Origin of the sequence: Pseudomonas fildesensis (assembly GCF_001050345.1) — a bacterium.
GTDB lineage: Bacteria > Pseudomonadota > Gammaproteobacteria > Pseudomonadales > Pseudomonadaceae > Aquipseudomonas > Aquipseudomonas fildesensis.
Map to the genome: position 1 here is coordinate 393,910 of NZ_LFMW01000004.1, position 25,887 is coordinate 419,796.

28 protein-coding genes and 2 pseudogenes are annotated in these 25,887 nt (G+C 60.5%); 15 read left to right on the top strand and 15 right to left on the bottom strand.

Annotation, left to right across the window (positions count from 1 at the left end; genetic code table 11):
• Positions 1-17 precede the first annotated feature (17 nt).
• The 5 genes from ACR52_RS08230 to ACR52_RS08250 form a co-directional block, all read right to left on the bottom strand.
• The gene (locus tag ACR52_RS08230; protein WP_048722877.1) at positions 18-1,808 is read right to left on the bottom strand and encodes a DUF1302 domain-containing protein; all 1,791 of its coding nucleotides are present in this window, start codon (positions 1,806-1,808) and stop codon (positions 18-20) included.
• A gap of 615 nt (positions 1,809-2,423) precedes the next feature.
• Positions 2,424-3,335, bottom strand: coding sequence for an SDR family oxidoreductase (locus ACR52_RS08235; RefSeq protein WP_048722879.1), 912 nt, complete (start codon positions 3,333-3,335; stop codon positions 2,424-2,426).
• A 167-nt stretch (positions 3,336-3,502) separates the two neighbouring features.
• Positions 3,503-4,405, bottom strand: coding sequence for an alpha/beta fold hydrolase (locus tag ACR52_RS08240; RefSeq protein ID WP_048722880.1), 903 nt, complete (start codon positions 4,403-4,405; stop codon positions 3,503-3,505).
• Entirely contained in the window at positions 4,405-5,187 is a 783-nt protein-coding gene (locus ACR52_RS08245; RefSeq protein WP_048722882.1) for a class II aldolase/adducin family protein, read from the bottom strand. Before ACR52_RS08245 ends, ACR52_RS08240 begins: the two co-directional genes overlap by 1 nt.
• 412 nt (positions 5,188-5,599) lie before the next feature.
• Positions 5,600-6,055, bottom strand: coding sequence for a flavodoxin (locus ACR52_RS08250; protein WP_048722883.1), 456 nt, complete (start codon positions 6,053-6,055; stop codon positions 5,600-5,602).
• A 129-nt stretch (positions 6,056-6,184) separates the two neighbouring features.
• Here ACR52_RS08250 and ACR52_RS08255 point away from each other — a divergent pair, with 129 nt between their 5' ends.
• Positions 6,185-6,652, top strand: coding sequence for a PAS domain-containing protein (locus ACR52_RS08255; protein ID WP_048722884.1), 468 nt, complete (start codon positions 6,185-6,187; stop codon positions 6,650-6,652).
• Positions 6,653-6,711: 59 nt separating this feature from the next.
• A complete protein-coding gene (locus tag ACR52_RS08260; protein ID WP_048722886.1) occupies positions 6,712-7,317 on the top strand; it encodes a hypothetical protein in 606 nt (201 codons plus the stop codon).
• Positions 7,318-7,319: 2 nt separating this feature from the next.
• Here the strand turns inward: ACR52_RS08260 and ACR52_RS08265 are convergent, their stop codons facing one another.
• The gene (locus tag ACR52_RS08265) at positions 7,320-8,279 is read right to left on the bottom strand and encodes a MerR family transcriptional regulator (RefSeq protein ID WP_048722887.1); all 960 of its coding nucleotides are present in this window, start codon (positions 8,277-8,279) and stop codon (positions 7,320-7,322) included.
• A 215-nt stretch (positions 8,280-8,494) separates the two neighbouring features.
• Between ACR52_RS08265 and ACR52_RS08270 the strand changes: the two genes are divergently transcribed.
• From ACR52_RS08270 to ACR52_RS08295, 6 genes are all read left to right on the top strand, one after another.
• Entirely contained in the window at positions 8,495-9,055 is a 561-nt protein-coding gene (locus tag ACR52_RS08270) for an antibiotic biosynthesis monooxygenase (protein ID WP_048722889.1), read from the top strand.
• Positions 9,056-9,112: 57 nt separating this feature from the next.
• Positions 9,113-9,823, top strand: a complete 711-nt coding sequence (folM, locus tag ACR52_RS08275; protein WP_048722891.1) for a dihydromonapterin reductase — start codon at positions 9,113-9,115, stop codon at positions 9,821-9,823.
• A gap of 20 nt (positions 9,824-9,843) precedes the next feature.
• Positions 9,844-10,404, top strand: a complete 561-nt coding sequence (gene folE, locus ACR52_RS08280; protein WP_048722892.1) for a GTP cyclohydrolase I FolE — start codon at positions 9,844-9,846, stop codon at positions 10,402-10,404.
• Between the two features lie 2 nt (positions 10,405-10,406).
• Positions 10,407-10,778 (top strand): dihydroneopterin triphosphate 2'-epimerase, encoded by a 372-nt coding sequence (gene folX, locus ACR52_RS08285; protein ID WP_003194073.1) that lies wholly within the window; start codon positions 10,407-10,409, stop codon positions 10,776-10,778.
• A gap of 77 nt (positions 10,779-10,855) precedes the next feature.
• Positions 10,856-11,152, top strand: coding sequence for a DUF1244 domain-containing protein (locus ACR52_RS08290; protein ID WP_048722893.1), 297 nt, complete (start codon positions 10,856-10,858; stop codon positions 11,150-11,152).
• Positions 11,145-11,483 carry a HopJ type III effector protein gene (locus ACR52_RS08295; RefSeq protein ID WP_048722894.1) on the top strand — a complete coding sequence of 113 codons (339 nt, stop codon included), beginning with the start codon at positions 11,145-11,147 and terminating at the stop codon, positions 11,481-11,483. Before ACR52_RS08290 ends, ACR52_RS08295 begins: the two co-directional genes overlap by 8 nt.
• A 188-nt stretch (positions 11,484-11,671) precedes the next feature.
• Here ACR52_RS08295 and trxB read toward each other — a convergent pair whose 3' ends face one another.
• The gene (trxB, locus tag ACR52_RS08300; RefSeq protein WP_048722895.1) at positions 11,672-12,634 is read right to left on the bottom strand and encodes a thioredoxin-disulfide reductase; all 963 of its coding nucleotides are present in this window, start codon (positions 12,632-12,634) and stop codon (positions 11,672-11,674) included.
• A gap of 294 nt (positions 12,635-12,928) precedes the next feature.
• Here trxB and cysZ point away from each other — a divergent pair, with 294 nt between their 5' ends.
• Both cysZ and ACR52_RS08310 read left to right on the top strand, forming a co-directional pair.
• Positions 12,929-13,693, top strand: a complete 765-nt coding sequence (gene cysZ, locus ACR52_RS08305) for a sulfate transporter CysZ (RefSeq protein WP_048722896.1) — start codon at positions 12,929-12,931, stop codon at positions 13,691-13,693.
• A 54-nt stretch (positions 13,694-13,747) separates the two neighbouring features.
• On the top strand, positions 13,748-14,950 hold the full coding sequence (locus tag ACR52_RS08310; RefSeq protein WP_048722898.1) for a glycosyltransferase family 4 protein: 1,203 nt from the start codon (positions 13,748-13,750) through the stop codon (positions 14,948-14,950).
• On the opposite strand, the gene ACR52_RS08315 is transcribed toward ACR52_RS08310, so the two are convergent.
• The 7 genes from ACR52_RS08315 to rplU form a co-directional block, all read right to left on the bottom strand.
• Positions 14,919-16,022: an NADH:flavin oxidoreductase gene (locus ACR52_RS08315; protein WP_048722899.1), complete on the bottom strand. Its 1,104-nt coding sequence runs from the start codon at positions 16,020-16,022 to the stop codon at positions 14,919-14,921. The two genes, ACR52_RS08310 and ACR52_RS08315, sit on opposite strands and share 32 nt — an antisense overlap.
• Positions 16,023-16,322: 300 nt before the next feature.
• Positions 16,323-16,805: a glutathione peroxidase gene (locus tag ACR52_RS08320; RefSeq protein ID WP_048722902.1), complete on the bottom strand. Its 483-nt coding sequence runs from the start codon at positions 16,803-16,805 to the stop codon at positions 16,323-16,325.
• A gap of 101 nt (positions 16,806-16,906) precedes the next feature.
• Complete coding sequence (locus tag ACR52_RS08325) at positions 16,907-17,371, bottom strand: CreA family protein (RefSeq protein ID WP_048722903.1); 465 nt, start codon at positions 17,369-17,371, stop codon at positions 16,907-16,909.
• Between the two features lie 16 nt (positions 17,372-17,387).
• Positions 17,388-18,506 carry a glutamate 5-kinase gene (gene proB, locus ACR52_RS08330; protein ID WP_048722906.1) on the bottom strand — a complete coding sequence of 373 codons (1,119 nt, stop codon included), beginning with the start codon at positions 18,504-18,506 and terminating at the stop codon, positions 17,388-17,390.
• A gap of 139 nt (positions 18,507-18,645) precedes the next feature.
• A complete protein-coding gene (cgtA, locus tag ACR52_RS08335; RefSeq protein WP_048722908.1) occupies positions 18,646-19,869 on the bottom strand; it encodes an Obg family GTPase CgtA in 1,224 nt (407 codons plus the stop codon).
• A 193-nt stretch (positions 19,870-20,062) separates the two neighbouring features.
• A complete protein-coding gene (rpmA, locus tag ACR52_RS08340) occupies positions 20,063-20,320 on the bottom strand; it encodes a 50S ribosomal protein L27 (protein ID WP_003176049.1) in 258 nt (85 codons plus the stop codon).
• Positions 20,321-20,354: 34 nt separating this feature from the next.
• Positions 20,355-20,669, bottom strand: coding sequence for a 50S ribosomal protein L21 (gene rplU / locus ACR52_RS08345; protein ID WP_003230856.1), 315 nt, complete (start codon positions 20,667-20,669; stop codon positions 20,355-20,357).
• Positions 20,670-20,908: 239 nt separating this feature from the next.
• On the opposite strand from rplU, the gene ACR52_RS08350 reads away from it, so the two are divergent.
• The 3 genes from ACR52_RS08350 to ACR52_RS08360 all read left to right on the top strand — a co-directional run bounded on the left by ACR52_RS08350 (position 20,909) and on the right by ACR52_RS08360 (position 22,738).
• The gene (locus ACR52_RS08350) at positions 20,909-21,877 is read left to right on the top strand and encodes a polyprenyl synthetase family protein (RefSeq protein ID WP_048722913.1); all 969 of its coding nucleotides are present in this window, start codon (positions 20,909-20,911) and stop codon (positions 21,875-21,877) included.
• A gap of 103 nt (positions 21,878-21,980) precedes the next feature.
• Positions 21,981-22,322: a zinc ribbon domain-containing protein YjdM gene (locus ACR52_RS08355; RefSeq protein WP_048722915.1), complete on the top strand. Its 342-nt coding sequence runs from the start codon at positions 21,981-21,983 to the stop codon at positions 22,320-22,322.
• A gap of 158 nt (positions 22,323-22,480) precedes the next feature.
• Positions 22,481-22,738 (top strand): PA4570 family protein, encoded by a 258-nt coding sequence (locus ACR52_RS08360; RefSeq protein ID WP_017735021.1) that lies wholly within the window; start codon positions 22,481-22,483, stop codon positions 22,736-22,738.
• Between the two features lie 180 nt (positions 22,739-22,918).
• On the opposite strand, the gene ACR52_RS08365 is transcribed toward ACR52_RS08360, so the two are convergent.
• Entirely contained in the window at positions 22,919-23,536 is a 618-nt protein-coding gene (locus tag ACR52_RS08365; RefSeq protein WP_048722917.1) for an FKBP-type peptidyl-prolyl cis-trans isomerase, read from the bottom strand.
• Positions 23,537-23,787: 251 nt separating this feature from the next.
• On the opposite strand from ACR52_RS08365, the pseudogene ACR52_RS31680 reads away from it, so the two are divergent.
• Positions 23,788-24,852, top strand: a pseudogene (locus ACR52_RS31680) (methyl-accepting chemotaxis protein); the annotation flags it as partial.
• Positions 24,853-25,113: 261 nt separating this feature from the next.
• Positions 25,114-25,707, top strand: a pseudogene (locus ACR52_RS31685) (methyl-accepting chemotaxis protein); the annotation flags it as partial.
• Between the last annotated feature and the right edge of the window lie 180 nt (positions 25,708-25,887).

Below are 25,887 nucleotides of genomic sequence, written 5' to 3' on the forward strand. Positions count from 1 at the left end.
TCCTTCTTTTAGCCAAATCAGAAGTTCACGCCGAAGCTGAGGGCGAGGAAGTCACGGTCGGTCAGGGTGTTGTAGTCGCCGCCAAAAAAGTCGGTGTAGCTCAGGCTGGCGGTGTAGGTGTTGCGGTAGTCCGCATCGACGCCAACGCTGATGGCCTTGGCGCCCTGGTTGAACAGGCCGTTGGGGCCGTAGCCGTTGACGTCATGGGACCAGGACAGGTTGGGTTTGAGGTTGATCCCGGCGATCACGTTGTTGTAATCAAGGATCGCCCGCGCGCGGTAGCCCCAGGAAGTGGACGTGACGAAGCCGTCGGTGTCGCCCTGGAAACCGTACTGCCCGTAGACCGAGTCGCGGCCGTAACGCAGCTTGGTTTTCGCTTCCAGCCCGGCGACGTGGACGATGGCCGCTTCACCCACCAGCGTCAGGCGCTCGGCGCCCAGCACCTGGTCGAAGAATTGCGTCATGGTGCTTTGGATCTGGGTGATCTCCTTGCGGCGATAGCCCGTGTTGTCGGCGCCAAACGAACTGCGGATCGGCGAGGCAGCATTGCCGGCAATCGGGTTGACCAGCGCCAGGGTCAGGTCGGTGGTGTTGAGTTGCACCGGTGCATTCGGGCGGTAGCTGATTTCCCCGGTCCACGCCGTGCCGGTGGGCAAGGTGGTGGAGAAGCTGGCGCCGAACAGGCGGATGTCTTCCGGGTACTCCAGGTAATACTGGCCACGGCCGAGCATCGTGCTCTGGGCCAGGCCCGCCCCGGTGCCGGGTGCGATGGCGTTGGCTGCGTTGATGATGCGGCCAATGGTGGCCAGATTGGTGTTGGCGGTAATCGTGCCCACGGTCGGGGTGCGGCTGTGGTAGTTCATGAAGTACAGGCCGTACTCGGTGTCGTCGCCCAGCCAGCGCAAGGCCGCGCCGAACTGGCCGGAATCGCGCGCATCGCGGTCACCGGCACGGCGCACGATCACGCCCTCATTGGTCACGCCAAAGCCCTGGCCAAAGGCGGCCGCCACCGGTTGCAACGGCCGGATCGCCGGGCTGCCCACCGTGTAGTTGTTGGTGCAACCGTCCGCCGCCACGTCGCCACCAAAGAAGGTGCCGCAGTTGTCGAGCACGGTCTGGTCCCATTCCAACTGGTAGAACCCTTCCACGGTCAATTGGTTGGTGAGGGTCTGGGAGGCGAACAGCATGTTGACCGGAATCAGCCCTTCCTTGATCTCGGCGCCAGGGCGGCGGAAGGCGGACACGTCGATGGGGTTGATGCTGTTAATCGAGTTGCCGATGAAGGTACTTTCGCCCCAACTGACCACCTGCTTACCGGCACGCACGGTGCCCGGCAGGTCGCCCAGGGAATAGTTGTGATAGACGAAGGCATCGAGGATCTGCGCCCCGCTGGACTTGGCGCCTTCCTTGCGGTTGTGGTCGCTGATCTGCTTGAACTCGCGGTCTTCGTCCTTGAGCTCGAAGTCGTACCAGTACTTACCGCGCACAAACACACCGGTGTCGCCGTACTTGAGCTCCAGGTCATGCAGCCCCTTGAAGATCTTGGAGAAAGTTTCGCCCTTCTTGAAGTTCTGCCGCCCGTCATCCCCGGTCGACGCCTGCCCCGTACCGCCGTTGGGAATGCCCACCAGCTTTTTATCGGCGTCGCGCATGCCCCAACTGGCACCGACCGACAGCGAGGAATCGAATTGCCCTTCGATCTCGCCAATGTTGAATGAAACAGCCTGTGCCTGGGCACAGCAACCCAACGCAACCGCAGCGGCCAGCGCCTGTGGCGTGAAGATGGCGCGCATTGTTGTTTTTGTCATGCGTCTTCCCCGGTGAGTGACAGAAGGCCCCACCCTACTGCCGCCCATCAGGAGCGATAAGCGCACCAAGGAGGTATTCGTGCTGTCGCTCGAAAGGATTAACGGGCGCTCCGGCCGGGGTTTGCGAGAAGCCATGGATCGGCTGGATAGAGCGTTATCAGGGCGACTGATTGTTCCCACGCTCCGCGTGGGAATACAGCCCGTGACGCTCCGCGTCACAACGTACACAGGGCCCGAGTCGTGCGCGCCTGGCGGAACGCGGAGCGTCCCCGGAGGGCGTTACCACGCAGAGCGTGGGAACGATCATTGCCGTAAGACTGTTGCCGGTTTGGTAACAGTCCTTGTCCTGATCCGGTATTACTCATTCCGTTACAAGCGACTATTCTTGCCTGGCTTTCAGGGCAAACCGCCCTCTTCCACCTCCCGGGAGAAAAGCCAGATTTGAATAAATTGATCACTGGTATCAATTTTTTAACCGCGTTCACTGACGTTGATTTATCGCTCCTTGATCCAACGTCTTACTTCAGCCGCTGCGTTTGCAGCGGCTTTTTTTTGCCCGAAATAAAACAGGGCGCCCTCAGCGCCCCCTAGTATTCATTGGTATTCAAACAACGATCAGAGGCTGAACTTCTGCAAATTGGCCATCATCTCCTTCAACGCTTCGATAGTGTCCTTGGGGTGAGCAGCGCCTTCGAAGTCACAAATCTGCTGCCAGTGCGCGGCCACGTCGTCCGGTGAAAAACCGGCTTCGGGGTCAAAGCCCACACCCAGGCTGCGCTCCCAGCGCGTCTTGCCGATCCAGCCGCCGCCCACTTCAAACAACCCGGAAGTTTCCTGGCAGGCCTCGCTGCCCAGGTACACCACCAGCGGGCTGACCAGCTCCGGCTTGAGGCGCTCGAACACCTGCGGCGGGATCAGCCCTTCAGTCATGCGCGTGCCGCCGGTGGGGGCGATGGCGTTGACCAGGATGTTGTTCTTGCGCCCTTCCAGCGCCAGGGTGCGGGTCAGGCCATACAGACCAAGCTTGGCCATGCCGTAGTTGGACTGGCCGAAGTTGCCGTAGATACCCGAGGTGGACGCAGTAAAAATCACCCGACCGTAACTTTGCTCTCGCAGATGAGGCCAGGCGGCGCGGGTGACTTTGTAGGCGCCTTCGACATGCACGCGGTAAACCAGGTCCCAGTCGCTGTCGTCCATCTTGTGGAAGGTTTTATCGCGCAGGATGCCTGCGTTGTTGACCACGACGTCGATACGGCCGAAAACATCCAGGGCGTTCTGTACGATTTTGTCGCCGTCGGTGACGGAATCATGGTTGGCCTCGGCAATGCCGCCCGCCTCGCGGATCTCAGCCACCACACGGTCGGCGGCCGACGCATTGGCGCCCTCGCCCTGGGTCGAACCGCCCAAATCATTGACCAGTACCTTGGCCCCGTGTTTGGCAAACAGCAGCGCATGGGCCCGGCCCAACCCGCCGCCGGCACCGGTGACGATCACGACCTTATCCTGGAACTGCACTGACTCACTCATACCGAACTCCAATGGCGACAATGGGAATGGGCCGAGTGTCAGGCACGAGGGCTTGGGTCACAATAAATACGGCCAGGGCTGAATGGTGCGCGATAAGGCAGGGGGATGATTGCCACCCCCACTGCAGGGCTAGCCGCCCGCCTCGCTCCTATAGGGGCGGCCGGCGCTCAGGAATAGGCCGCACGCGGTGCCGCGAGCACGATCCGGTCGCGAAAAGCCTGGTAATGCTTGAGCACCTGCACCGGCGCTTCGATCTGCGGGTAGTGGCCGATATTGGCCAGCAGCACCGTGTCGGCATGGGGCACCAATTGGTGGTAACGCTCGACCATGTGCGCGCCGGAAATCGGGTCGACCTCACCGTCAATCACCCGCAGCGGCACTTCGCAACGCTGCATCGCGTCCACCCAACGCTCGCGCAGACGACGGCGCTGAGGGATGTAAGCGATCAATTTATGCAGGATGCGCGTGCCTTCGTTGCAATTGATCAGGCTCCAGAAGTCATCCAAGGCGCTTTCACTCGGGCGTGTACCGGGGCCGAATATCTGGCTGAAGCTGTCGGACAACGCATTGCGCCCAAAAGCGCGGCCGATCATCCAGCCCACGGGGCTGAGCAGCAGTTTCTGCACCAGCGCCGTGCGATGGGTTTCGGGGAAGAGCCCGCCGTTGAGGAACACGCAACTGGCCATCTGGAAGCGACCTTCGTAATGCCGGGCCAGTAATTCCTGGGCGACGCTGTCGCCGTAGTCGTGGGCCAGCACATGTACCGGTTGCTGCACGCACAGGTGCTCCAGCAGCGCCTGTTGCAGGTCGGCTTGTTCCAGCAGGCAATAGCCGTGGTCCAACGGCTTGGCCGAATCGCCAAACCCGAGCATGTCGCAAGCGATCACCAGGTTGCGCTGGGCCAGGGGTTGCCACAGGTAATGCCAGTCCCAACTGGCCGTGGGAAAGCCATGGATCAACAGCAGCGGCTCGCCCTGCCCGGCCACCCAGTAGCGAATGGTGCGGCCACGAAAGACGAAGCTCTGGCTGCGCTTGCGCCAGGCACTGAGCGGGATCTCGGTGAGTGGCATCAGCTTTTATACCCCGGGTCTTGGAGGTCCAATTTGCGCAACAGCGCCGGCCACGCCAGCGCCCCCCCCATACCTTGGGCGCTCTTTGTGACAGCCGCCATCATCGCCTTGGCACCGGCAAGAATCGGCGCCTCGATGGCAATCAATTCGGCGCCGCCATTTTGCGCCAGCACTTGGATATCGCAGGCACGCTGGAAGGTGAACATCATCAGGAAAGTGTCGGCGATGGTGCTGCCGCACGTCAGCAGGCCGTGGTTGTGCAACATCAGAAAATTCTTTTCGCCGAGGTCGGCCTGCAAGCGGGCTTTTTCCTCGTGGTTCAGCGCCACGCCTTCGTAGGCGTGATAGGCCAGGCTCGACAGCACGAATATCGATTGCTGGCTGATCGGCAACACGCCTTGCCTCTGCGCCGCCACCGCGACACCGGCGGCGGTGTGGGTGTGCAGCACGCACACCACGTCGTGGCGTACTTCGTGGATCGCGCTGTGGATGGTGTAGCCGGCCGGGTTGATTTCGTAGGGGCTGTCCATCAGCTTGTTGCCGGCCTGGTCGACCTTGACCAGACTCGACGCGGTGATCTCGTGGAACATCAGCCCGTACGGGTTGATCAGGAAATCATCGGTGCCCGGCACCTTGGCCGAGATATGCGTGAAGATCAGGTCATCCCAGCCATGCATCGCCACCAGGCGATAGCAGGCAGCGAGGTCGACACGGGCTTGCCATTCGGCAGCGCTGACCTGGGCTTTGACATCCTGTGGCGATAGAACGGGGGCTAGGCTCACGGCAACGACCTCCTTGGCGCACTTTCTTATTGTTTTTTTGGGTGAAGGGCCAGTCTAGTCAGACGTCGTGGCACAAGTACTTGCCTTCGCAGCCAGCTTGATGACCGAACGGGTCAGCCAAGAGAATAGTTGACATTCGTACACGTCGCGTCAGAGAAGCGCCGCCAATAAAGGCCCGGCGAACGTGAATGCGCCGGGTATCAGCCATTGGGTGTTGGTGGCTTACTCGGCAGAGGCGGTACTCATCGGCACGGCCACTGCCAGCAGCGATGCAGGTGCCAACATCAGCGGCGACAGCGGCTAGCCACCGGGGCGCAGATAACCCCAGCGACTGAAGATGCAGGCGCCCAACGTGATGGACAGCCAGCGAAAGCCGCCCAGGCCTGGCTGGCGTTGTTGCGCGAATTCCCGGTCAAGCGCGCAGTGCAGTGACTAACTCGGCCAGCCATGGCTCGGCGTCGGTTTCCGGGGTGACGCTTTCACTGGCGTCCAGGCGCAGCATTGGCAGCACTTCGTGCACGCCCAGCTCGCCGAACAGCTCACGCATTTGCTCGCCGCCGCCGCAGAACGTATCGCCGTAGCTGGCGTCGCCCAGGCCGATCACTGCGCCGGGCAGGCCGCGCCAGGCGGCGGGCAACTGGTCGCGAATGACCGAGTACAAAGGTTGCAGGTTATCGGGCAACTCGCCCATGCCGGTGGTGGACGTCACCGCCAGAAAGGCCTCTGGGGCGAATGCCTGCACGTCCGCCAGGGTGGCGCGCGAGTTGTGCCAGGCATCGAAACCGGCCTTTGTGAGGATGTCAGCGGCGTGGCGGGCGACTTCTTCAGCCGTGCCGTACACCGAGCCGGAAAGGATGGCGACTTTCATCAATCTGATCCTGTAGTTGAGCGAAAGCCTGGGATATTAGCAGCTGGCGCAAATATTTCGGCGTGCGCCGTGCAACATTCAGGGCATGTCATAAACTGCCAGCTCCAACAACAAGCCATGGACCGCTCAATGATTAACGCCAAGCTGATGCAAATGGTCGTCAACGCTTCCAACGACGGCATCGTCGTCGCCGAACGTGAAGGCAAGGACAAGCCGCTGATCTACGTCAACCCGGCCTTCGAACGCCTGACCGGCTACACCCTGGACGAAATCCTCTATCAGGATTGCCGCTTTCTGCAGTCGGGCGACCGTGACCAACCCGGCCTGATGGCGATTCGCGATGCCTTGGAGAAGGGGGGTGCCTGCCGGGAAATCCTGCGCAACTACCGCAAGGACGGCAGCCACTTCTGGAACGAGCTGTCGCTTTCAACGGTGTACAACGCGGCCGACAAACAAACGTATTTCGTCGGCGTACAAAAGGACGTCTCCTTGCAGGTCAAGGCTCAGCAGCGTGTAGCCCAGCTGGAAGCGGAACTGGCCCAGCTCAAGGCCGAGCTGGCGGCGCTCAAAACGACGAGCGGATCCAACAAAATTTAGAAACCGGAGCCGGTAGAGGGGATAATGGCGTTTTAATACTCCCCCATTGAGCACAAGCGATGCAACGCGACACGCTTCTGACACAGGATGAGCTGGATTTCATTCAGAGCATGCAGCACAACCCGCTGCTCAACCTGCGGGACGCTTCGTCGAGCCTGACCGTCAACGGTGGTGCGCAGCTTCGCGACTTGCTGACCCGGCTGGCCGCCCATGATCACCTGACCATTCAGGCGCAATTCGAAAACCAGCAACTCACCTTCCCCCTGCACTTGGTGGAGGACGAGTTTCACGCCGTTCACTTGCGCCTGGGGGTGCCTACCATTTTCGAAGACGGGCCGATGATTCGCCCGTGGCGCCTGGCACTTGAAACGCCGATCGCGCTGGAGAACATCAGAGGCAACCCGAGCGCTCTGTGGGTGTATGAGGTGTCATTCAAGGGCCTACTGGTGGAAATCAGGGGCAGGATCAAGCCGCCCAAAACATTTGCCCTGTGGTTCAGCCCCTCCGGCTACGAGCGCATTGCGCTGCGTGGCACGCTGGAGCGTGAAACTGCCCGCGGCCTGTTTGCCTACCGCCTGAGTCAGGGCGATGCGGACGAAACCGAACGCCTGCGCCAGTTCATCCTGCATCAGCACCGCTTGATACACCCCGAAGTACACGCCTGAAATCAGGTATCCAGGCGACCGCTCAGAAACTGCTGCAAGCGGCGCTGCATCAAACGCCCTTCATTGCCCAGGCAACCGACGGAGGAACCTGCCAGGTTTTCCTGGGCCAGGTCCGAAGCGGCGCCGGCAAGAAACAGCGGGCAATCCAGGGTCAGCGCCAAGCGGTCAAGACGCCCGGCCAGGTCATGGTTGTGTGAATGGTTGGAAAAGATGATCAGCGCCTGAGGGCGAGTCTTTTCACACACCAGGGTCAATTCATCGAACGGCTGGCCCATGCCCAGCACTTTCACTGCCAGGTCATCGCGGCTCATCAACAGCGCTGCCACCAGCAATTCCAACTTGCGGCATTCACCTGGCATGGCTGCCAGTAACACCCGTGGAACTGACGAAGCGCAGGCCAGTTGCAGACGCTGCACGGCGTGCGCGCACAGGAAAGCATCGAAAAACAGCCATTCACTGGCCTGACCAAAACGCCCCTGATGGCGTAACAACTCGCTCCATAGCGGCATCACAATGCCCTGGAACGCCACGTTGAGAGGGTAGGTAGCCACAATCTGGCCGTACAGCCGCTCCAGTTGACGGTCGTCAAAGGCGCTGATGGCCTGCCGCAACAGTGCTTGCCACTGTGCCCATTCACCCTCTTCGCCCCCGTCGCCTTCGCTGCGAATTTGCTCGGCCTGCTGTTCGTCACGGGCGAGAATCTTGCCCACCTTGCTGACGGCAACGCCGCGCTCGATCCAGTCAAGAATACGATTGACGGTCTCAATATCGGCTTTGGAGTAGAGGCGATGCCCGCTTTCGGTGCGCGTGGGCTGGATCAGGCCATAACGCCGCTCCCAGGCACGCAAGGTGACCGGGTTGATGCCTGTCAATCTGGAGACTTCGCGAATCGGAAAGAGCTCATCGGTATCGGCGCGGCTACCGTGGACGATTTCGCGAGGAGGAGCAGTAATTTCGGGCATCTGAGGTCGGAAACGTCCGTGTGAATTTGGATACCATTTAACGCTTATTCACCTGTCCGATTCAAGACGCCAGGCGAACCGACCAAAGTGTCTGGCGTATTTTTGCAAAACAGGAATAATCCTTGCCTGTTTTTTCTACGTCGCTGCAACACCCCGCAGCCTCGTTCGTGCGCCACCTACCCGGTTCAGCGCACTCGTATATTTGGAGATACACAATGTCTACCTCTCCCGTCACCTTGATGGTTGCGCGTCGCGTGGCCAAAGGTCGTTACGAAGACTTGATGGCCTGGCTGCGCGAAGGCGAGCAATTGGCCACGGACTTCCCCGGTTACCTGGGCTCAGGCGTGCTCGCTCCGCCGCCCCATGACGATGAATTCCAGATCATTTTCCGCTTCGCCGACGAACAGACCCTGCATGCCTGGGAGTTTTCCGCGTCGCGCACCACGTGGTTGAGCCGCGGCAGCGAGCTGTTTGCCGACCCGTCCGAGCATCGCGTGCGTGGCATCGATGGATGGTTCGGTGCCGTGGGTGCGCGACCGCCGCGCTGGAAGCAGGCGGTGGCGATCTGGCTGGCGTTTTTCCCGGTGTCGCTGCTGTTCAATTTCGTCCTGAACCCGCTGCTCAGCGAGCTGGAGCTGTTCCCGCGCGTGCTGGTCAGCACAATGGCGCTCACGCCGCTGATGGTTTACTGGTTTATCCCGCTGTCGACGCACCTGCTGGCCAACTGGCTGCATCCCACGCCACCACCGCGCAAGGTCGCCGAAGCCGCCGCGTGAGTACAGGGACGGTCGGTCGCTGGTATAGTTTCAGTCTGCCAGCGATTCGAGCCCCCCATGAATTCCACTCCTGCCCCGATCCTGATCACCGGTGCCGGCCAGCGCGTCGGCCTGCATTGCGCCCAGCGCCTGCTGGACGAGGGGCAGCCGGTAATTTTCAGCTACCGCAGCGAACGCCCTGGCGTGCAAGCGTTGCGCGAGCGCGGTGCAATCGGTGTATTTGCCGACTTCTCCAGCGAGGCCGGGATTCTGGCGTTTATCGCTGAGCTGAACACACACACCCAACGCTTGCGTGCGATCATCCACAACGCCTCGGCCTGGGTTGCAGAAACCCCAGGCGACGAAAGCCAAGCGTTTACCGACATGTTCAGCGTGCACATGCTTGCGCCGTACCTGATCAACCTGCATTGTTCACCCTTGCTGCAACGCTCAACACCTGCCGATATCGTGCATATCAGCGATGACGTCGTGCGCAAGGGCAGCCGCCAGCACATCGCCTACTGCGCCACCAAGGCCGGGCTCGACAGCCTCACGCTGTCGTTTGCCGCGCAGTTTGCGCCGCTGATCAAGGTCAACGGCATCGCCCCGGCGATGGTGATGTTCAACGACGGCGACGACGCGGCCTACCGCACCAAAGTCCTGGCCAAGTCGGCACTGGGCATCGAACCCGGGCCCGAGGTGATTTACCAGAGCCTGCGTTACCTGCTGGACAACCCCTATGTCACCGGTACCACCCTGACCGTCAACGGCGGGCGGCATATCAAGTAAGCCGTTTGTGAGGATGTTGTATGACCTTATCCCTGCCCCACCACTACCGCGAGATCCTCAAGGGCCTGGGCGAAAACCCAGAGCGCGAAGGCTTGCTCGACACCCCCAAGCGCGCCGCCAAAGCCATGCAGTACCTGTGTCATGGCTATGAGCAGAACCTGGAAACCATCGTCAACGGTGCGCTGTTCGCTTCCGACAACGACGAGATGGTGATCCTCAAGGACATCGAGCTGTATTCGCTGTGCGAACACCACCTGCTGCCCTTTATCGGCAAGGCCCACGTGGCCTATATTCCGACCGGCAAGGTGCTCGGCCTGTCGAAGCTGGCGCGCATTGTCGACATGTTCGCGCGGCGCCTGCAAATCCAGGAAAACCTCACGCGGCAAATCGCCGACGCCATCCAGGACGTGACCCAGGCCGCCGGTGTGGCCGTGGTAATCGAAGCCAAGCACATGTGCATGATGATGCGCGGCGTGGAAAAACAAAATTCAACCATGAACACCTCGGTGATGCTCGGCGCCTTCCGCGAGTCGAACACCACGCGCATGGAGTTCCTGCAACTGATTGGACGGAGCAAGTAGCAATGCCACAACTTCAACCAGGCATGGCGCGCATCCGGGTCAAGGACCTGTGCCTGCGCACCTTTATCGGCATCAACGAGGATGAGATCCTCAACAAGCAGGATGTGTTGATCAACCTGACCATCCTGTATGCCGCGCAGGAAGCCGTGCGCGATAACGATATCGACCACGCACTGAACTACCGCACCATCACCAAGGCGATCATCGCCCATGTGGAAGGCAACCGCTTCGCCCTGCTGGAGCGCCTGACCCAGGAACTGCTGGACTTGGTGATGAGCAACGAATCGGTGCTGTACGCCGAAGTCGAAGTCGACAAGCCCCATGCGCTGCGCTTTGCCGAGTCGGTTTCGATTACTTTAGCCGCTAGCCGCTAGCTTCAAGCTAGAACCCACACGTATTCCAACTTGCAGCTTGAAGCCAACCCGCTTGAAGCTGTCTCGAAGAGACCACCATGACCGACCAACAACGCCTAGAACTCGAAGCCGCCGCCTTTCGCCGGCTGGTGGCGCACCTGGACAGCCGCAAGGATGTGCAGAACATCGACCTGATGAACCTCTCCGGCTTCTGCCGCAACTGCCTGTCCAAGTGGTACAAGGCCGAGGCCGACGAGCGCCAGATCGAACTGAGCCTCGATGACGCCCGTGAAGTGGTGTACGGCATGCCGTACGCCGAGTGGAAAGCCCAATACCAGAAAGAAGCCAGCGCCGACCAACAGGCAGCGTTCGCCAAAGGAAAAACCCATGATTGACCTGAACACCCTGCGCGCCAGCCTCAACAGTGGCGAACACGTCTTTGCCGACACCCTGGCCTTTGTCGCCGCCGGTTACGACTACCAGCCGCAAGCTTTCACCAATGGCGCTGTGGAAAACGCTGCCGGACAGAACGAAGGTTCGTGCAAGACGCTGGGCTTGGCGCTGCTGGAAGGTTTGAGTGATCAGCAAGCGCTGTTGGCGTTTGGTGAGCATTACCGTTCGGTGCTGGCCACGCCCGAGGGCAGTGACCATGGGAATATCCGTGCGTTGATCGCGCATGGCCTGGCGGGCGTCAAGTTCACCGCACAGCCGCTGACCCGTCGCTGAATGATCGTTCCCACGCTCTGCGTGGGAATGCATCCCGTGACGCTCCGCGTCACCATTGCGCAAGACCCAAGCCTTGCGCCGTCACTAGGACGCGGAGCGTCTGGGGCGGCATTCCCACGCAGAGCGTGGGAACGATCGGTTCGGGCAAAAAAAACCGGCTTTCGCCGGTTTTTTTCATTTCAACGGGTTCAGAACGAAGCGTCCTTCAAACCGTCAAGGTAACGCTCGGCGTCCAGGGCCGCCATGCAGCCGGCGCCGGCCGAGGTGATGGCCTGGCGGTACACGTGGTCGGCCACATCGCCGGCAGCAAAGATGCCTTCGATGTTGGTCGCAGTGGCGTTGCCTTCACGGCCGCCTTGCACCACCAGGTAACCGTCTTTGGCGTCCAGCACGCCTTCGAACAGCGAGGTGTTCGGAGTGTGGCCGATGGCAATGAACACGCCGTCGACTTTCAGCTCGTCGAAGCTGCCGTCGTTGTTTTTCAGGCGGGCACCGGTCACGCCCATGTTGTCGCCCAGGACTTCGTCCAGGGTGGCATTGAGCTTGAGGATGATCTTGCCTTCAGCGACACGGGCATGCAGCTTGTCGATCAGGATCTTCTCGGCGCGGAAGGTCTCGCGGCGGTGAACCAGGGTCACGGTGCTGGCGATGTTGGCCAGGTACAGCGCCTCTTCCACGGCAGTGTTGCCACCACCGACCACGGCAACCGGCTTGTTGCGGTAGAAGAAACCGTCGCAGGTCGCACAGGCGGAAACGCCCTTGCCCATGAACGCTTCTTCGGACGGCAGGCCCAGGTAACGGGCGCTGGCGCCGGTGGCGATGATCAGCGCGTCACAGGTGTACACGCCGCTGTCGCCGGTCAGGCTGTAAGGCTTTTTCGAGAAGTCGACCTGGTTGATGTGATCAAACACGATCTCGGTTTCAAAGCGCTCGGCGTGTTCTTTCATACGCTCCATCAGCACCGGACCGGTCAGGCCGTGGACGTCGCCGGGCCAGTTGTCGACTTCAGTGGTGGTGGTCAACTGACCGCCCGCCTGCATGCCGGTGATCAGCAACGGCTTGAGGTTGGCCCGGGCAGCGTAGACGGCAGCGCTGTAACCGGCAGGGCCGGAACCGAGAATAATCACTCGCGAATGACGGGTATCAGACATGACTCACTCCTATCGACCGCCCGGACAACAAGGCGGCTGGAATAAAAAAGGGACCACGAAGCACTTGGGGAAGGCTTGAACTCGCAGGCCCTGAAAAATAGTGGGTGCAGCGTATCGAGGGGGGCAAGATTAAGGAAATACGGAATAACAATCCAGCTCATAGGTGGTCTCTATGCAGTCGACCCGACTAATCGACGCCTTTGTTACCGTTGATGTCGTCACACTGCCAGCGCTTTCGCCCTGAATGCAAAGCCGGTAAGGTCGGCGCGTTCGTCATCCTGCTCGGAGTTTCCCATGCCCGCCCCTGCTCTTTCCGGCCCGCAGTATTTGCGCGAAGGCCTCAAACTGGTGTTGAGCCCTGGCCTGCGTCTGTTTGTGCTGCTGCCACTGGCGATCAACCTGGTGCTGTTCGTCGGTTTGATCTATTTCGCCGGCCATCAGTTCAGCCTGTGGGTCGACACCTTGATGCCGACGCTGCCAGGCTGGCTGAGCTTTTTAAATTACCTGCTATGGCCGCTGTTTGTGGTGCTGGTGGTACTGATGGTGTTTTTCACCTTCACCATGCTCGCCAATATCATCGCCGCGCCGTTCAACGGCTTTCTCGCGGAGAAAGTTGAAGTGGTGGTGCGTGGCACCGATGACTTCCCGCCGTTCAGTTGGGCTGAGCTTGCAGCAATGGTCCCACGCACCCTGGCCCGGGAAATGCGCAAGCTGGGCTACTTCCTGCCACGGGCCATCGGCCTGTTTATCCTGTCGTTCATTCCGGTTGTCAACCTGGTCGCTGCGCCACTGTGGTTGCTGTTCGGTGTGTGGATGATGGCGATCCAGTACATCGACTACCCGGCGGACAACCACAAGCTGGGCTGGAACGAAATGCTCGCCTGGCTGCGCCAGAAACGCTGGCAGAGCATGAGCTTCGGCGGCAGCGTCTACCTGGTGCTGCTGGTGCCGGTGGTCAACCTGCTGATGATGCCGGCGGCAGTGGCAGGGGCGACATTGTTCTGGGTGCGCGAGCAAGGCGCCGAGGCGATGGCCGTGCCCAAAGTGACCCAGTCATAAATCCATCATCTCGATGACACAATGACGACATGGCCCACAGCGACACTGTGGGTCATGACGACAGCCTCGCTCCACATCACCCTGATCACCGAAACCTACCCGCCAGAGATCAACGGGGTGGCCAATACCCTTGGCCGCCTGTGCGACGGTTTGCGCGCGCGCGGCCATCAGGTTGAACTGGTACGCCCACGCCAAGGCATCGACCAGAGCCGGCCCAGTGACGACGAATTGCTGCTGTGCCGAGGTTGGCCGTTGCCCGGTTACCCGGGCCTGCAATGGGGTCAGTCGTCGATGCACAAATTGCTGCGACGCTGGACACGCCAGCGGCCCGACGTGCTGTACATCGCCACCGAGGGGCCACTGGGGTTGTCGGCACTGCGCGCGGCGCGGCGCCTGGGGATCAGCGTGGTCAGCGGCTTTCACACCAACTTCCAGCAATACTCCAACAGGTACGGTCTGAGCCTGTTAAGTCGCGTGGTCATGCACTACCTGCGCTGGTTTCATAACCGTTCGACCTTGACCCTGGTGCCCAGCGCCAGCCAGCACCTGGAGCTGGAACGTCGGCATTTCGAACGCCTGGGGATGTTGTCGCGCGGGGTCGACAGCCAGCTGTTTCACCCAGTCAAGCGAGACAATGCCTTGCGTGAAAGCTGGGGCCTGGAAAACGACGATATTGCGGTACTGCATGTGGGGCGCCTGGCCCAGGAAAAGAACCTCGGCCTGCTCAAGCGTTGCTTTGATGCCGTGCAGGATACTTACCCAAGGCGCCGATTGAAGCTGATCATCGTCGGCGATGGTCCGCAACGTTCGCTGCTGGAGCGCGAGTTGCCCGACGCAGTGTTCTGCGGTACCCAGCGCGGCGAAGAACTGGCTCGGCACTATGCCTCGGGGGATCTGTTCCTGTTCCCCAGCCTGACTGAAACCTTCGGCAATGTGGTACTGGAAGCCATGGCCTCCGGGCTCGGTGTGGTGGCGTACGACCAGGCTGCCGCCACCCAGCATATTCGCCATGGCTACAACGGCGTGCTGGCGATGCCCGGAGATGAGAACGCGTTTTGTGATGCGGCCATCTGGCTGCTGGAAGAACGCGAGACGTTACGCCGGGCGCGGCTCAATGCCCGCCAGCATGCGAGCCGCCAGGGCTGGGCGGCGATTATCGAGCAGTTCGAGAACCAGTTACGCGGAGTATGCGAGGACGAGCAGGTGCCGCCCGTCCTCTCGCCGCTTACACCAAAGTCGTCAACGCCTCACGACTGAATGGCAGGATGTCACCCTCACGACCTTCGCGTACCTTCACGGCCCAATCCGGGTCAACCAGCAGGGCACGGCCGACAGCGACCAGGTCGAACTCGTCGTTGTTCAAGCGTTCCAGCAGTTTCTCCAGGCTGGCCGGTTGCGCGACCTTGTCGGTGTTGACCATGAACTGCAGAAACTCGCCATCCAGGCCGACACTGCCGACAGTGATGGTCGGCTTGCCGGTGAGTTGACGCGTCCAGCCAGCGAGGTTGAGGTTGGAGCCTTCAAATTCTGGCTCCCAGAAGCGACGGGTAGAACAGTGGAAAATATCCACGCCGGCGTCAGACAGCGGCTTGAGGAATTCACCCAGCGCCTCGGGGGTTTGCACCAGACGCGCGGTGTAGTCCTGCTGCTTCCACTGGGAGAAGCGGAGAATGATCGGGAAGTCCGGCCCCACGGCAGCGCGGGTGGCCTGGATCAGCTCGATGGCAAAGCGCGAACGGTTGGCCAGGCTGCCGCCGTATTCGTCGGTGCGCTGGTTGCTGCCTTCCCAGAAGAACTGGTCCACCAGGTAGCCGTGGGCGCCGTGGATCTCCACGCCGTCCATGCCGATGCCTTGGGCATCCTTGGCGGCTTGGGCGAAGGCGGCGATGACGTCCTTGATGTCCTGGGTGGTCATGCCGTGGACGACCACGTTGCCATCCTTGAGTTTTTCCATCGGGCCGTAGGCCGGCACACTGGCGTCAGGCTCGGTGCCGATACGGCGCACACTGCCCACGTGCCATAGCTGCGGGACGATCTTGCCGCCTTCGGCGTGCACCGCATCGACGACTTTCTTCCAGCCGGCCAAGGCCGCTTCGCCGTAGAAGTGCGGCACGTTGGGGTAGCCGTTAGAGGCCTGGTGGCCGACCACAGTGCCTTCGGTGATGATGAGGCCCACACCGGCGGCTGCACGGCGGCGGTAGTATTCGATAACGTTGGAATTGGGTACGCCACCCGGGGAAAACGAACGAGTCATCGGCGCCATGACCACACGGGTGGACAGTTGCAGTGCACCGAGCTGGAACGGTTTGAACAAGGCTTGGACAGGCATGGGAGCACTCCACTGGAGAGGGAATTTATGATGTGGATAATATGGGGAGTGCGCGGTGCCGAGTAGCACTATTGATCTGGGTGATTAAGGGGTAAAAGCCGGAGAACCCGGTTGTCGCTAGTAACCCGTGACGAGCGGGCTTGTTGTGGCGAGCGGGCTTGCCCCGCGTTGGGGCGCGAAGCGGCCCTAAAACCATTAGCCTCGGAGTGCCTGGAAAACCGCGGCGAGGTTATTGGGGCTGCTACGCAGCCCAACGCGGGGCAAGCCCGCTCGCCACAAAAGCCCCTTTTTGCCGGAGTGTTAGCTCAAGGCTTTTTCGATGGCCTGAACGACCGTTGGGTCATCCGGTGCAGTGCGCGGCGAAAATCGTGCGAGCACCCGGCCGTCTTTACCCAGCAGGAATTTCTCGAAATTCCAGGTGATATCCCCCGGAAACTCGGCGCCCTCGCCCGCCAGCAAGCGGTACAGCTGATGACGATCAGGGCCATTGACCTCCAGTTTGCTGCCCAACGGAAAGGTCACTCCGTAGTTGAGGCTGCAGAACGCCTGGATTTCTTCCTCGGTGCCCGGTTCCTGCCCTGCAAACTGGTTGCACGGCAGGCCGAGCACGGTAAAGCCCTGGCCCTTGTACTGCTGATAGAGGTTTTCCAACGCAGCGTATTGCGGGGTCAGGCCACATTTGGACGCCACGTTGACCACCAGCACAACATGCCCCTTGTAGGGCGCCAATGGCAGCTCTTGTCCGTCCAAAGCTTTGAGTTTCAGGTCGTGGAAAGCACTCATGACGAACTCCAGATATCCCATGTTCTTCGCATTGCGGCACTTCGAGATTACAACCCGCAAGCCTGCAATCATAGACGCCGATTACAAAACTCGCCTGCGGATTACTGAGCGGTCGGCCACGGCAAAATCGGAATCGCCGTCACGGCGTTCTGCGGGCTGCCTTCGATCAAACGGTCGCTGTACACCAGGTACACCAGGGTATTGCGCTTCTTGTCGAGGAAGCGCACCACCTGCATGGTCTTGAACACCAGCGAGGTGCGCTCCTTGAATACTTCGTCGCCGTCCTTGAGTTCGCCCTTGAAGCGAATCGGGCCGACCTGACGGCAGGCAATCGATGCCTCGGCGCGGTCTTCAGCCAGGCCCAGACCACCCTTCACGCCGCCGGTCTTGGCGCGGGACAGGTAGCAAGTCACGCCGTCGACCTTGGGGTCATCAAACGCTTCGACCACAATCCGGTCGTTGGGGCCGACAAACTTGAACACTGTCGACACCTGGCCAATTTCTTCGGCCGAGGCCAGCAATGGCATGGCCAACAGCAGGCCGAGCAATCCCTTCATCAAACGCATCGTGTATTCCTTTCGTTCAAACCAGGATCAGGTTATCGCGGTGCACCAGTTCCGGTTCCGCCATGTAACCCAATAGACCGACAATCGCATCAGACGACTGCCCAATGATTTTCTGTGCTTCCAGGGCACTGTAGTTGGCCAGGCCGCGGGCGATCTCACGACCGTCCGGTGCCACGCACACCACCATCTCGCCACGGCGGAAGCTGCCCTGCACCAACTTGACGCCCACCGGCAGCAGGCTCTTGTTGCCCTGGGACAACGCTGATACGGCGCCATCATCCAGCACCAAAGTGCCACGAGTTTGCAGATGACCGGCCAGCCACTGTTTGCGCGCCGCCAGCATGCCGCGTTCCGGCGACAGCAGTGTGCCGATGCGCTCGCCTGCCTTGAGGCGATCCAGCACACGCTCCAGGCGCCCGCCGACGATGATGGTGTGCGCACCGGAACGCGCGGCCAGGCGCGCTGCACGCAGCTTGGTCTGCATGCCGCCACGACCCAGGGCGCCGCCGACACTGCCGGCCACCGCGTCCAGCGCCGGGTCATCGGCACGGGCTTCGTAGATCAGTTGGGCATCGGGGTTGTTGCGTGGGTCGGCGTCGAACATGCCGTCGCGGTCGGTGAGGATCACCAGCAGGTCGGCTTCCACCAGGTTGGCCACCAGCGCGGCCAGGGTGTCGTTGTCGCCGAAACGGATTTCGTCGGTGACCACCGTGTCGTTCTCGTTGATCACAGGGATCACCTTGAGCTCCACCAGGGCGCGCAGGGTGCTACGGGCGTTGAGGTAACGTTTGCGGTCGGACAGGTCGTCATGGGTCAGCAGGATTTGCGCCGTGTGGAGGCCGTGCTCGCCAAAGCTGGACTCCCAGGCTTGCACCAGGCCCATCTGACCGATGGCGGCAGCGGCTTGCAGTTCGTGCATCGCGCTGGGTCGCGCGGTCCAACCGAGGCGGCTCATCCCGGCGGCAACTGCCCCGGATGACACCAGCACCAATTCGACACCGGCCTCATGCAAGGCCACCATCTGCTCGACCCAGACGCTCATGGCTGCGCGATCCAGCCCCTTGCCATCCGCCGTCAACAGCGCACTTCCGATCTTTACGACCCAGCGCTGCGCACCTGTCACTTTGCTCCGCATCATCATCAACCTTAGATTGAGGGCTGCACGCGACCCAGCGCCGCCCATAACGTTATTCGTGGCTACATTCGTGACTGCTGGTATACCCGGATACCAAAACGCCGCTCCTGGGAGCGGCGTTCAAGTTTATCGCAACGGATCAGTCACGCACGTAAATGATTTCCGGACCATCTTCATCATCCACGTCTTCTTCGTCCCAATCATCGTCGCCGATGTCATGGACCGACTTCACGCCGCTGCGGCGCAGGGCACGCTGGTCGTCCAGGGCCTGCAGCTGGGCACGGGCTTCGTCTTCGATCTGCTGGTCGAGCTCGGCGAGTTCGGCCTTGAATACCGGGTCGGCCGCCAGGCGGTCGGCGCGGTCTTCCAGGTAGCGCATGATGTCGCGCGTCAGGCGCTCGGTGCCTTCTTTGGCGATGGCCGAGATCACATAGACCGGACCGGTCCATTCCAGGCGATCGACGATTTCCTTGACGCGCTCCTCGTGCTCTTCTTCGAGGATCTGGTCGCACTTGTTCAGCACCAGCCAGCGATCACGCTCAGCCAGGGCCGGGCTGAACTTGGTCAGTTCGTTGACGATCACTTCGGCGGCGTCCGGTGCGCTGGTGTCATCCAGTGGCGCCATGTCGACGAGGTGCAGCAGCAAACGGGTACGCGACAAGTGCTTGAGGAAGCGAATCCCCAGGCCTGCGCCATCGGAAGCGCCTTCGATCAGGCCGGGAATGTCGGCAATCACGAAGCTTTTCCAGCGGTCAACGCTGACCACACCCAGGTTTGGCACCAGGGTGGTGAACGGGTAGTCGGCGACCTTCGGCTTGGCGGCTGATACCGAGCGGATGAAGGTACTTTTGCCGGCGTTTGGCAGGCCCAGCAGGCCTACGTCGGCCAGTACTTTCATTTCCAGCTTGAGGTCACGCTGGTCGCCCGGCTTGCCTGGCGTGGTCTGGCGCGGTGCACGGTTGGTACTGGACTTGAATCGGGTGTTACCCAGACCGTGCCAGCCGCCCTGCACAACCATCAGTTTTTGGCCGGCCTTGGTCAGGTCGCCAATGACTTCCTGGGTGGCAGAGTCGATGATCGTGGTGCCGACCGGTACACGCAGCACCATGTCTTCACCTTTCTTGCCGGTGCAGTCGGTACTGCCGCCGTTGGAGCCACGCTCGGCATCGAAATGCCGGGTGTAACGGTAGTCGACCAGGGTGTTGAGGTTTTCGTCGGCCATCATGTAGATGGAACCGCCGTCACCGCCGTCACCGCCGTTAGGGCCACCGTTTTCGATGAATTTTTCGCGACGGAAACTCATGCAACCGTTACCGCCGTCGCCAGCTTTTACTCGGATGGATACTTCATCAACGAACTTCATAACAAAACGCCTCTCGTCGCATGGACGAGCTTAAGAAACCAAGACATAAGACTCTTGCAAAAATGAGCGCAGCGACCTCAATCAACGACCGCAAATCCAGCGCTTGAGTCCATTACAAACAGCTTTGCAAGAGACTCACCCCACAAACGAAAAAGCCCCGTCGCGAGACAGGGCTTTTCCAGCGATCGCGCAATTAAGCTGCGACGACGCTCACGTAACGGCGGTTGAAAGCGCCTTTTACTTCAAACTTGATCACGCCTTCGATTTTCGCGAAGAGGGTGTGATCTTTACCCATGCCAACACCGTAACCGGCGTGGAATTGGGTGCCGCGCTGACGCACGATGATGTTGCCCGGAATGATCTTCTGGCCGCCATACATCTTCACGCCAAGGCGTTTGGCTTCTGAGTCGCGACCGTTACGGGTACTACCACCAGCTTTTTTGTGTGCCATGAGTCAATTCTCCTAGTGAGGAATTAGGCTGAAATTAAGCCTGAATACCGGTGATTTTGATCTCGGTGTACCACTGGCGGTGGCCCATACGCTTCATGTGGTGCTTACGACGACGGAACTTGATGATGCGGATTTTATCGTGACGACCTTGGGAAATCACTTCAGCCACAACGGTAGCGCCAGCAACAACTGGAGCGCCGATGTTCACGTCATCGCCATTGGCGACCAACAGAACGCGATCAAAAGTAACGGATTCGCCGGTAGCGATTTCCAGTTTTTCGATCTTCAGGTATTCACCTGGGGCGACCTTGTATTGCTTGCCACCAGTAACAATTACTGCGTACGACATGGTATTTCTCCGATAATCCTGCTCACCCAGCGCTTTATAAGAAGAGGTATTGGCTGGCATGGCTGCATGGGATGGACGTCCCGAATGCAATTGCGTAAGGCAGGTGCTGCCCAGGAAGTTCAGGGTGCGCGATTGTACGCAAGCCTTTGATACGTTGCAAGTGGCCGTCTATCGCGCCTTGACACTGCGGGGTCAGGGTCCTAGCATGCCGCGCAACCCTTCTGGAGCGACTGTCGCTGATGCAACCCCAAGCTTTCTACCGCGCGGTCGCGGACGATTTTAGCGCCGTCGACGGCATCATCAAGCAGCAGCTGACGTCTAAAGTGCCGTTGGTCTCCAAAATTGGCGACTACATTACGTCGGCGGGCGGCAAACGCCTGCGTCCTTTATTAGTGTTGCTGTGTGGCAAGGCCCTTGGCCGCGAAGGCGATGACCTGCGCCTGCTGGCCGCCACCATCGAATTCCTGCACACCGCCACCCTGCTGCATGACGACGTGGTCGACATGTCCGGCATGCGCCGTGGCCGCGAGACCGCCAATGCCATGTGGGGCAATGCGCCCAGCGTGCTGGTGGGCGATTTCCTGTACTCGCGCTCATTTGAAATGATGGTCGAGCTGGGCTCGATGCCGGTGATGAAGATTCTTTCACAAGCCACGCGCATTATCGCCGAAGGCGAAGTGTTGCAGCTGTCGAAGGTCCGCGACGCCAGCACCACTGAAGAAACCTACATGGAAGTGATTCGCGGCAAGACCGCGATGCTCTTCGAAGCCTCGACCCACAGTGCCGCCGCCCTGTGCGAAGCCACGGCTGAACAGGCTGAAGCCCTGCGCACCTTTGGTGACCACCTGGGCGTGGCGTTCCAACTGGTGGACGACCTGCTTGACTACCGTGGCGATGCCGAAACCCTGGGCAAGAACGTGGGTGACGACCTGGCCGAGGGCAAACCGACCCTGCCGCTGATCTACACCATGCGCGAAGGCACCCCGGAACAGGCAGCCCTGGTGCGCAAGGCGATCCAGAAAGGCGGGATCGAAGACCTGGAAAGCATCCGTGAGGCCGTGGAAGCTTCGGGCTCCCTGGACTACACCGCACAACTGGCGCGGGACTACGTGGCACGCGCCATCAAGTGCCTGGAAGCCCTCCCGGCCAGCGAATACCGGGACGCCCTGGTTGAGCTGAGTGAGTTCGCGGTCGCGCGTACTCATTGATCTCTCTGTGGAGCCGGCTTGCCGGCTCCTACAAAATCCCCTTCGCGTCAAAACCCTATATAATGTGCGACTTTTAGCCATCCCTGACTCTCAAGGAGCTTTAGTGAGCACGTTGCCACCCTGCCCGAAATGCAATTCCGAATTCACCTACGAAGACGGCGCCCAGCTGATCTGCCCGGAATGCGCCCATGAGTGGTCCGCCGCATGCGAGGCCGAAGTGGCCAGCGATGAAACCGTGAAGAAAGACTCTGTGGGCAACGTCCTGCAGGACGGTGACACCATCACCGTGATCAAGGACCTCAAGGTCAAGGGCACCTCCCTGGTCGTCAAGGTCGGCACCAAGGTCAAGAACATCCGCCTGTGCGACGGCGACCACGATATCGATTGCAAGATCGACGGTATCGGCCCGATGAAACTCAAGTCCGAATTCGTCCGCAAGGTCTGAATAAGCTGCTTCCATCCCGCGCCCGTCGCGGGATGGCGTTTCGCCCTCCCCATTGATCGAACGCAATATCCACACAGAAAAACCAGGAAATCGCCAATAGGCACTTGCTATTCTACGAATAAGAATTATTCTCATTGAACTCATCAAGGAGAACGACCATGACTTATTTGATAGATGCCTGGCTGGACCGACCACACCCTTACCTGCGAATCCTGCATCGGGAAACCGGGGAAGTGTGCGCTGTGCTGGAAGAAGAAGCGCTGAATGAACTGCAGGACCAGGGCGATCTGGACGTCAACGGCCTGAGTTCCAGTGAACCTGGCGTGCTGAAAGAGGTGGTGCGTAACTTGTTTCTGTTCTGCTATGCCCGAGCGTTGCGCCCGGCCACGGAGCTGCATGGCAAGTTTCATCCATGAGCCAACCTGAATACACCTGCCTCATGTGGGAGCTGGCGTGTTGTGGCGAGCACGCTTGCTTGCGCTGGGGTGCGAAGCGCCCCTAACAGCCGACGACTGCTGCGCAGCCGAGCGGGAGCAAGCTCACTCGCCACAACAAGCCCGGCTCCACACAAAGCCAGGCGCATTGATGAACAGGTCTTACAGAACGTCGAGCAGCTCGACGTCGAACACCAGAACGCTGTGCGGCGGGATGCTGCCAACGCCTTGAGCGCCGTAAGCCAGTTCGCTCGGCACGTACAGACGCCATTTGCTGCCGGCATTCATCAGTTGCAGGGCTTCGGTCCAGCCGGCAATCACGCCGCCAACCGGGAATTCTGCAGGCTGGCCACGCTCGTAGGAGCTGTCGAACACAGTGCCGTCGATCAGGGTGCCGTGGTAGTGAGTACGCACTTGGTCTTCACGGGTCGGCTTGGCACCGTCACCGGCAGTCAGCACTTCAAATTGCAGGCCGGAAGCCAGCGTAGTGATGCCATCACGCTTGGCGTTTTCAGCCAGGAAAGCCAGGCCAGCGCCAGCAGCCGCTTCAGCCTTGGCCGCCGCTTCGGCTTGCATGATTTCGCGGATAACCTTGAAGCTTGCGGCCATTTGTTCTTGGTCAACACGGCTTGGCTTGCCGGCGAACGCGTCGGTCAGGCCAGCCAGGATCGCGTCCAGGCTTACGCCCGGTGGAGGGTTGTCGCGCAGTTGGTCGCCCAACTGACGGCCAATACCGTAGCTGACGCGGGTTTCGTCGGTGGACAGATTAACGTCGGACATGAAGAGGCTCCGCTGTAGGGCCGCGGGTTTCCCGTGCGGCCCAGAACTAAAAGGGCCAGCAGACTAGCACAGAATGTGGGGGCCGGATGAGCCCGCGCCACAGCCTGTCTACCGCTACCGGGCGCCACGCGTCGCCTTGCGCAAAAAATCATTTCAGCTTCCCGCCCCTCCGCCGATACAGCCCTACACCTTGGCTGGCTCAAACAACAACACCGTCCAGCAGACAGACATCACTTTTTGCGGAGCATTCGATGAATAGCTGGTTCGGCAACATCAGCGTCAACCTCAAACTCGGCCTGGGCTTCGGCCTGGTGCTTGTCCTCACGTCGATCCTGGCGCTGACCGGCTGGACCAGTCTTGGCAGCCTGATCGACCGCAGCAACTGGATGAGCGACATCACCCAGCTCAATGCCTCCCTGACCAAGCTGCGTATCGTGCGCCTGCAGTACATGCTGGCCAATGGCGATGAGGCAGTAGCGCAGAACGTACAGACCAGCCTGGATGCCTTCTCCGCCCAGCAGCAAAAGCTCCTGAACAGTTTCAAGAGCCCGGAAAACGTCAAGCTGCTCAACGAACAGAAAGCCGTCATTACCGCCTATCAGCAGTCGCTGAACAAAATGCGTGAGGCCTACCGTAACGGTAACGCGGCGCGCCAAGTCATGGGCGACAAGGCTGACATTGCCAACGCACAGATCGACGCGCTGAACACCAGCGTGGAGCAGATGCCCGACAGCCCGGAGCGCTTCACCCAGTTTCAAGCCGTAACCCATGCCAAATACGAATTCCAGTTGGCCCGCTATGAAGTGCGTGGCTACACCGGCAACGTCAATGCCGACACTGAAGCCCGTGCCGCCGCGCAGATCGAAAAAGCCATCAGTGGCTTGAAAGGCCTCAGCACCGCATTCGGCGCCAGCCAGCAAACCGCACTGACTTCGCTGGAAAGCGCCCTCGGCGCCTATCGCAGTGCCGTACAGAGCTACAAGGCCGCCAATGCCAACATCGTCACTGCCCGTGCCGAAATGACCACCCAAGGCGCTGACATCGTCACCATCAGCGACAAGCTGTACGACATCCAACTGGAACGTCGCGACGCCGAAAGCGCCCAGGCCCGAAGCCTGCAACTGATCAGCACCTTGCTGGCCCTGTTGGTGGGCATCATCGCTGCCTGGGTGATCACCCGCCAGATCACCCGCCCGATCCAGGAAACCCTGGCCGTGGTGGAGCGTATTGCTTCCGGCGACTTGAGCCACAACATCCAGGTCACCCGTCGCGATGAACTGGGCGTGTTGCAACAAGGCATCCAGCGCATGGGCACGACCCTGCGCGAGCTGATCAGCGGGATTCGCGACGGTGTAACCCAGATCGCCAGTGCTGCCGAAGAGTTGTCGGCCGTCACCGAGCAGACCAGCGCAGGCGTCAACAGCCAGAAGATCGAGACCGATCAAGTCGCCACCGCAATGCATGAAATGACCGCCACCGTGCAGGAAGTTGCGCGCAATGCCGAACAGGCTTCCCTGGCCGCTGCCGATGCCGATGGCCAAGCCCGCGCAGGCGACAAGGTGGTGGCCGAAGCCATCGCCCAGATCGAACGCCTGGCCGCCGAAGTGGCGCGCTCCACCGATGCCATGGCCCACCTGCAACAAGAGAGCAACAAGATCGGCAGCGTGATGGACGTGATCAAGGCCGTGGCCGAACAGACCAACCTGCTGGCGCTCAACGCAGCGATTGAAGCCGCGCGTGCCGGTGAAGCCGGTCGCGGGTTTGCCGTGGTGGCTGACGAAGTGCGAGGCCTGGCCCAGCGCACCCAGAAATCCACCGAGGAAATCGAAGGTCTGGTGGCCGGTTTGCAGAACGGCACCCAGCAAGTGGCCAACGTGATGAACAACAGCCGCAGCCTGACCGACAGCAGCGTAGAGCTGACGCGCAAAGCCGGTGTGTCACTGGAAAACATCACCCGGACGGTGTCGAACATCCAGTCGATGAACCAGCAGATTGCAGCGGCTGCCGAGCAACAAAGTGCCGTAGCTGAAGAGATCAGCCGCAGTATCGTCAACGTGCGTGATGTGTCGGAGCAGACGGCTACCGCGAGCGACGAGACGGCCAAGTCGAGTATTGAACTGGCGCGTTTGGGTAGCCAGTTGCAGCAGATGGTCAGTCATTTCCGGGTGTAAAAACTTACATCCCGACTGAGCGCGATCACTGTGGCGAGGGAGCTTGCTCCCTCGCCACAAGTACACACTTAGACATACTCGGCCCTCCCTGAGTTGGGCCTTACCTCCAGCGCACTTACCGGAACACGTGAGCCTTCGGACGCGGGTCAGCGCTTCCAGTAAGATAGCAACCCCAGCCGC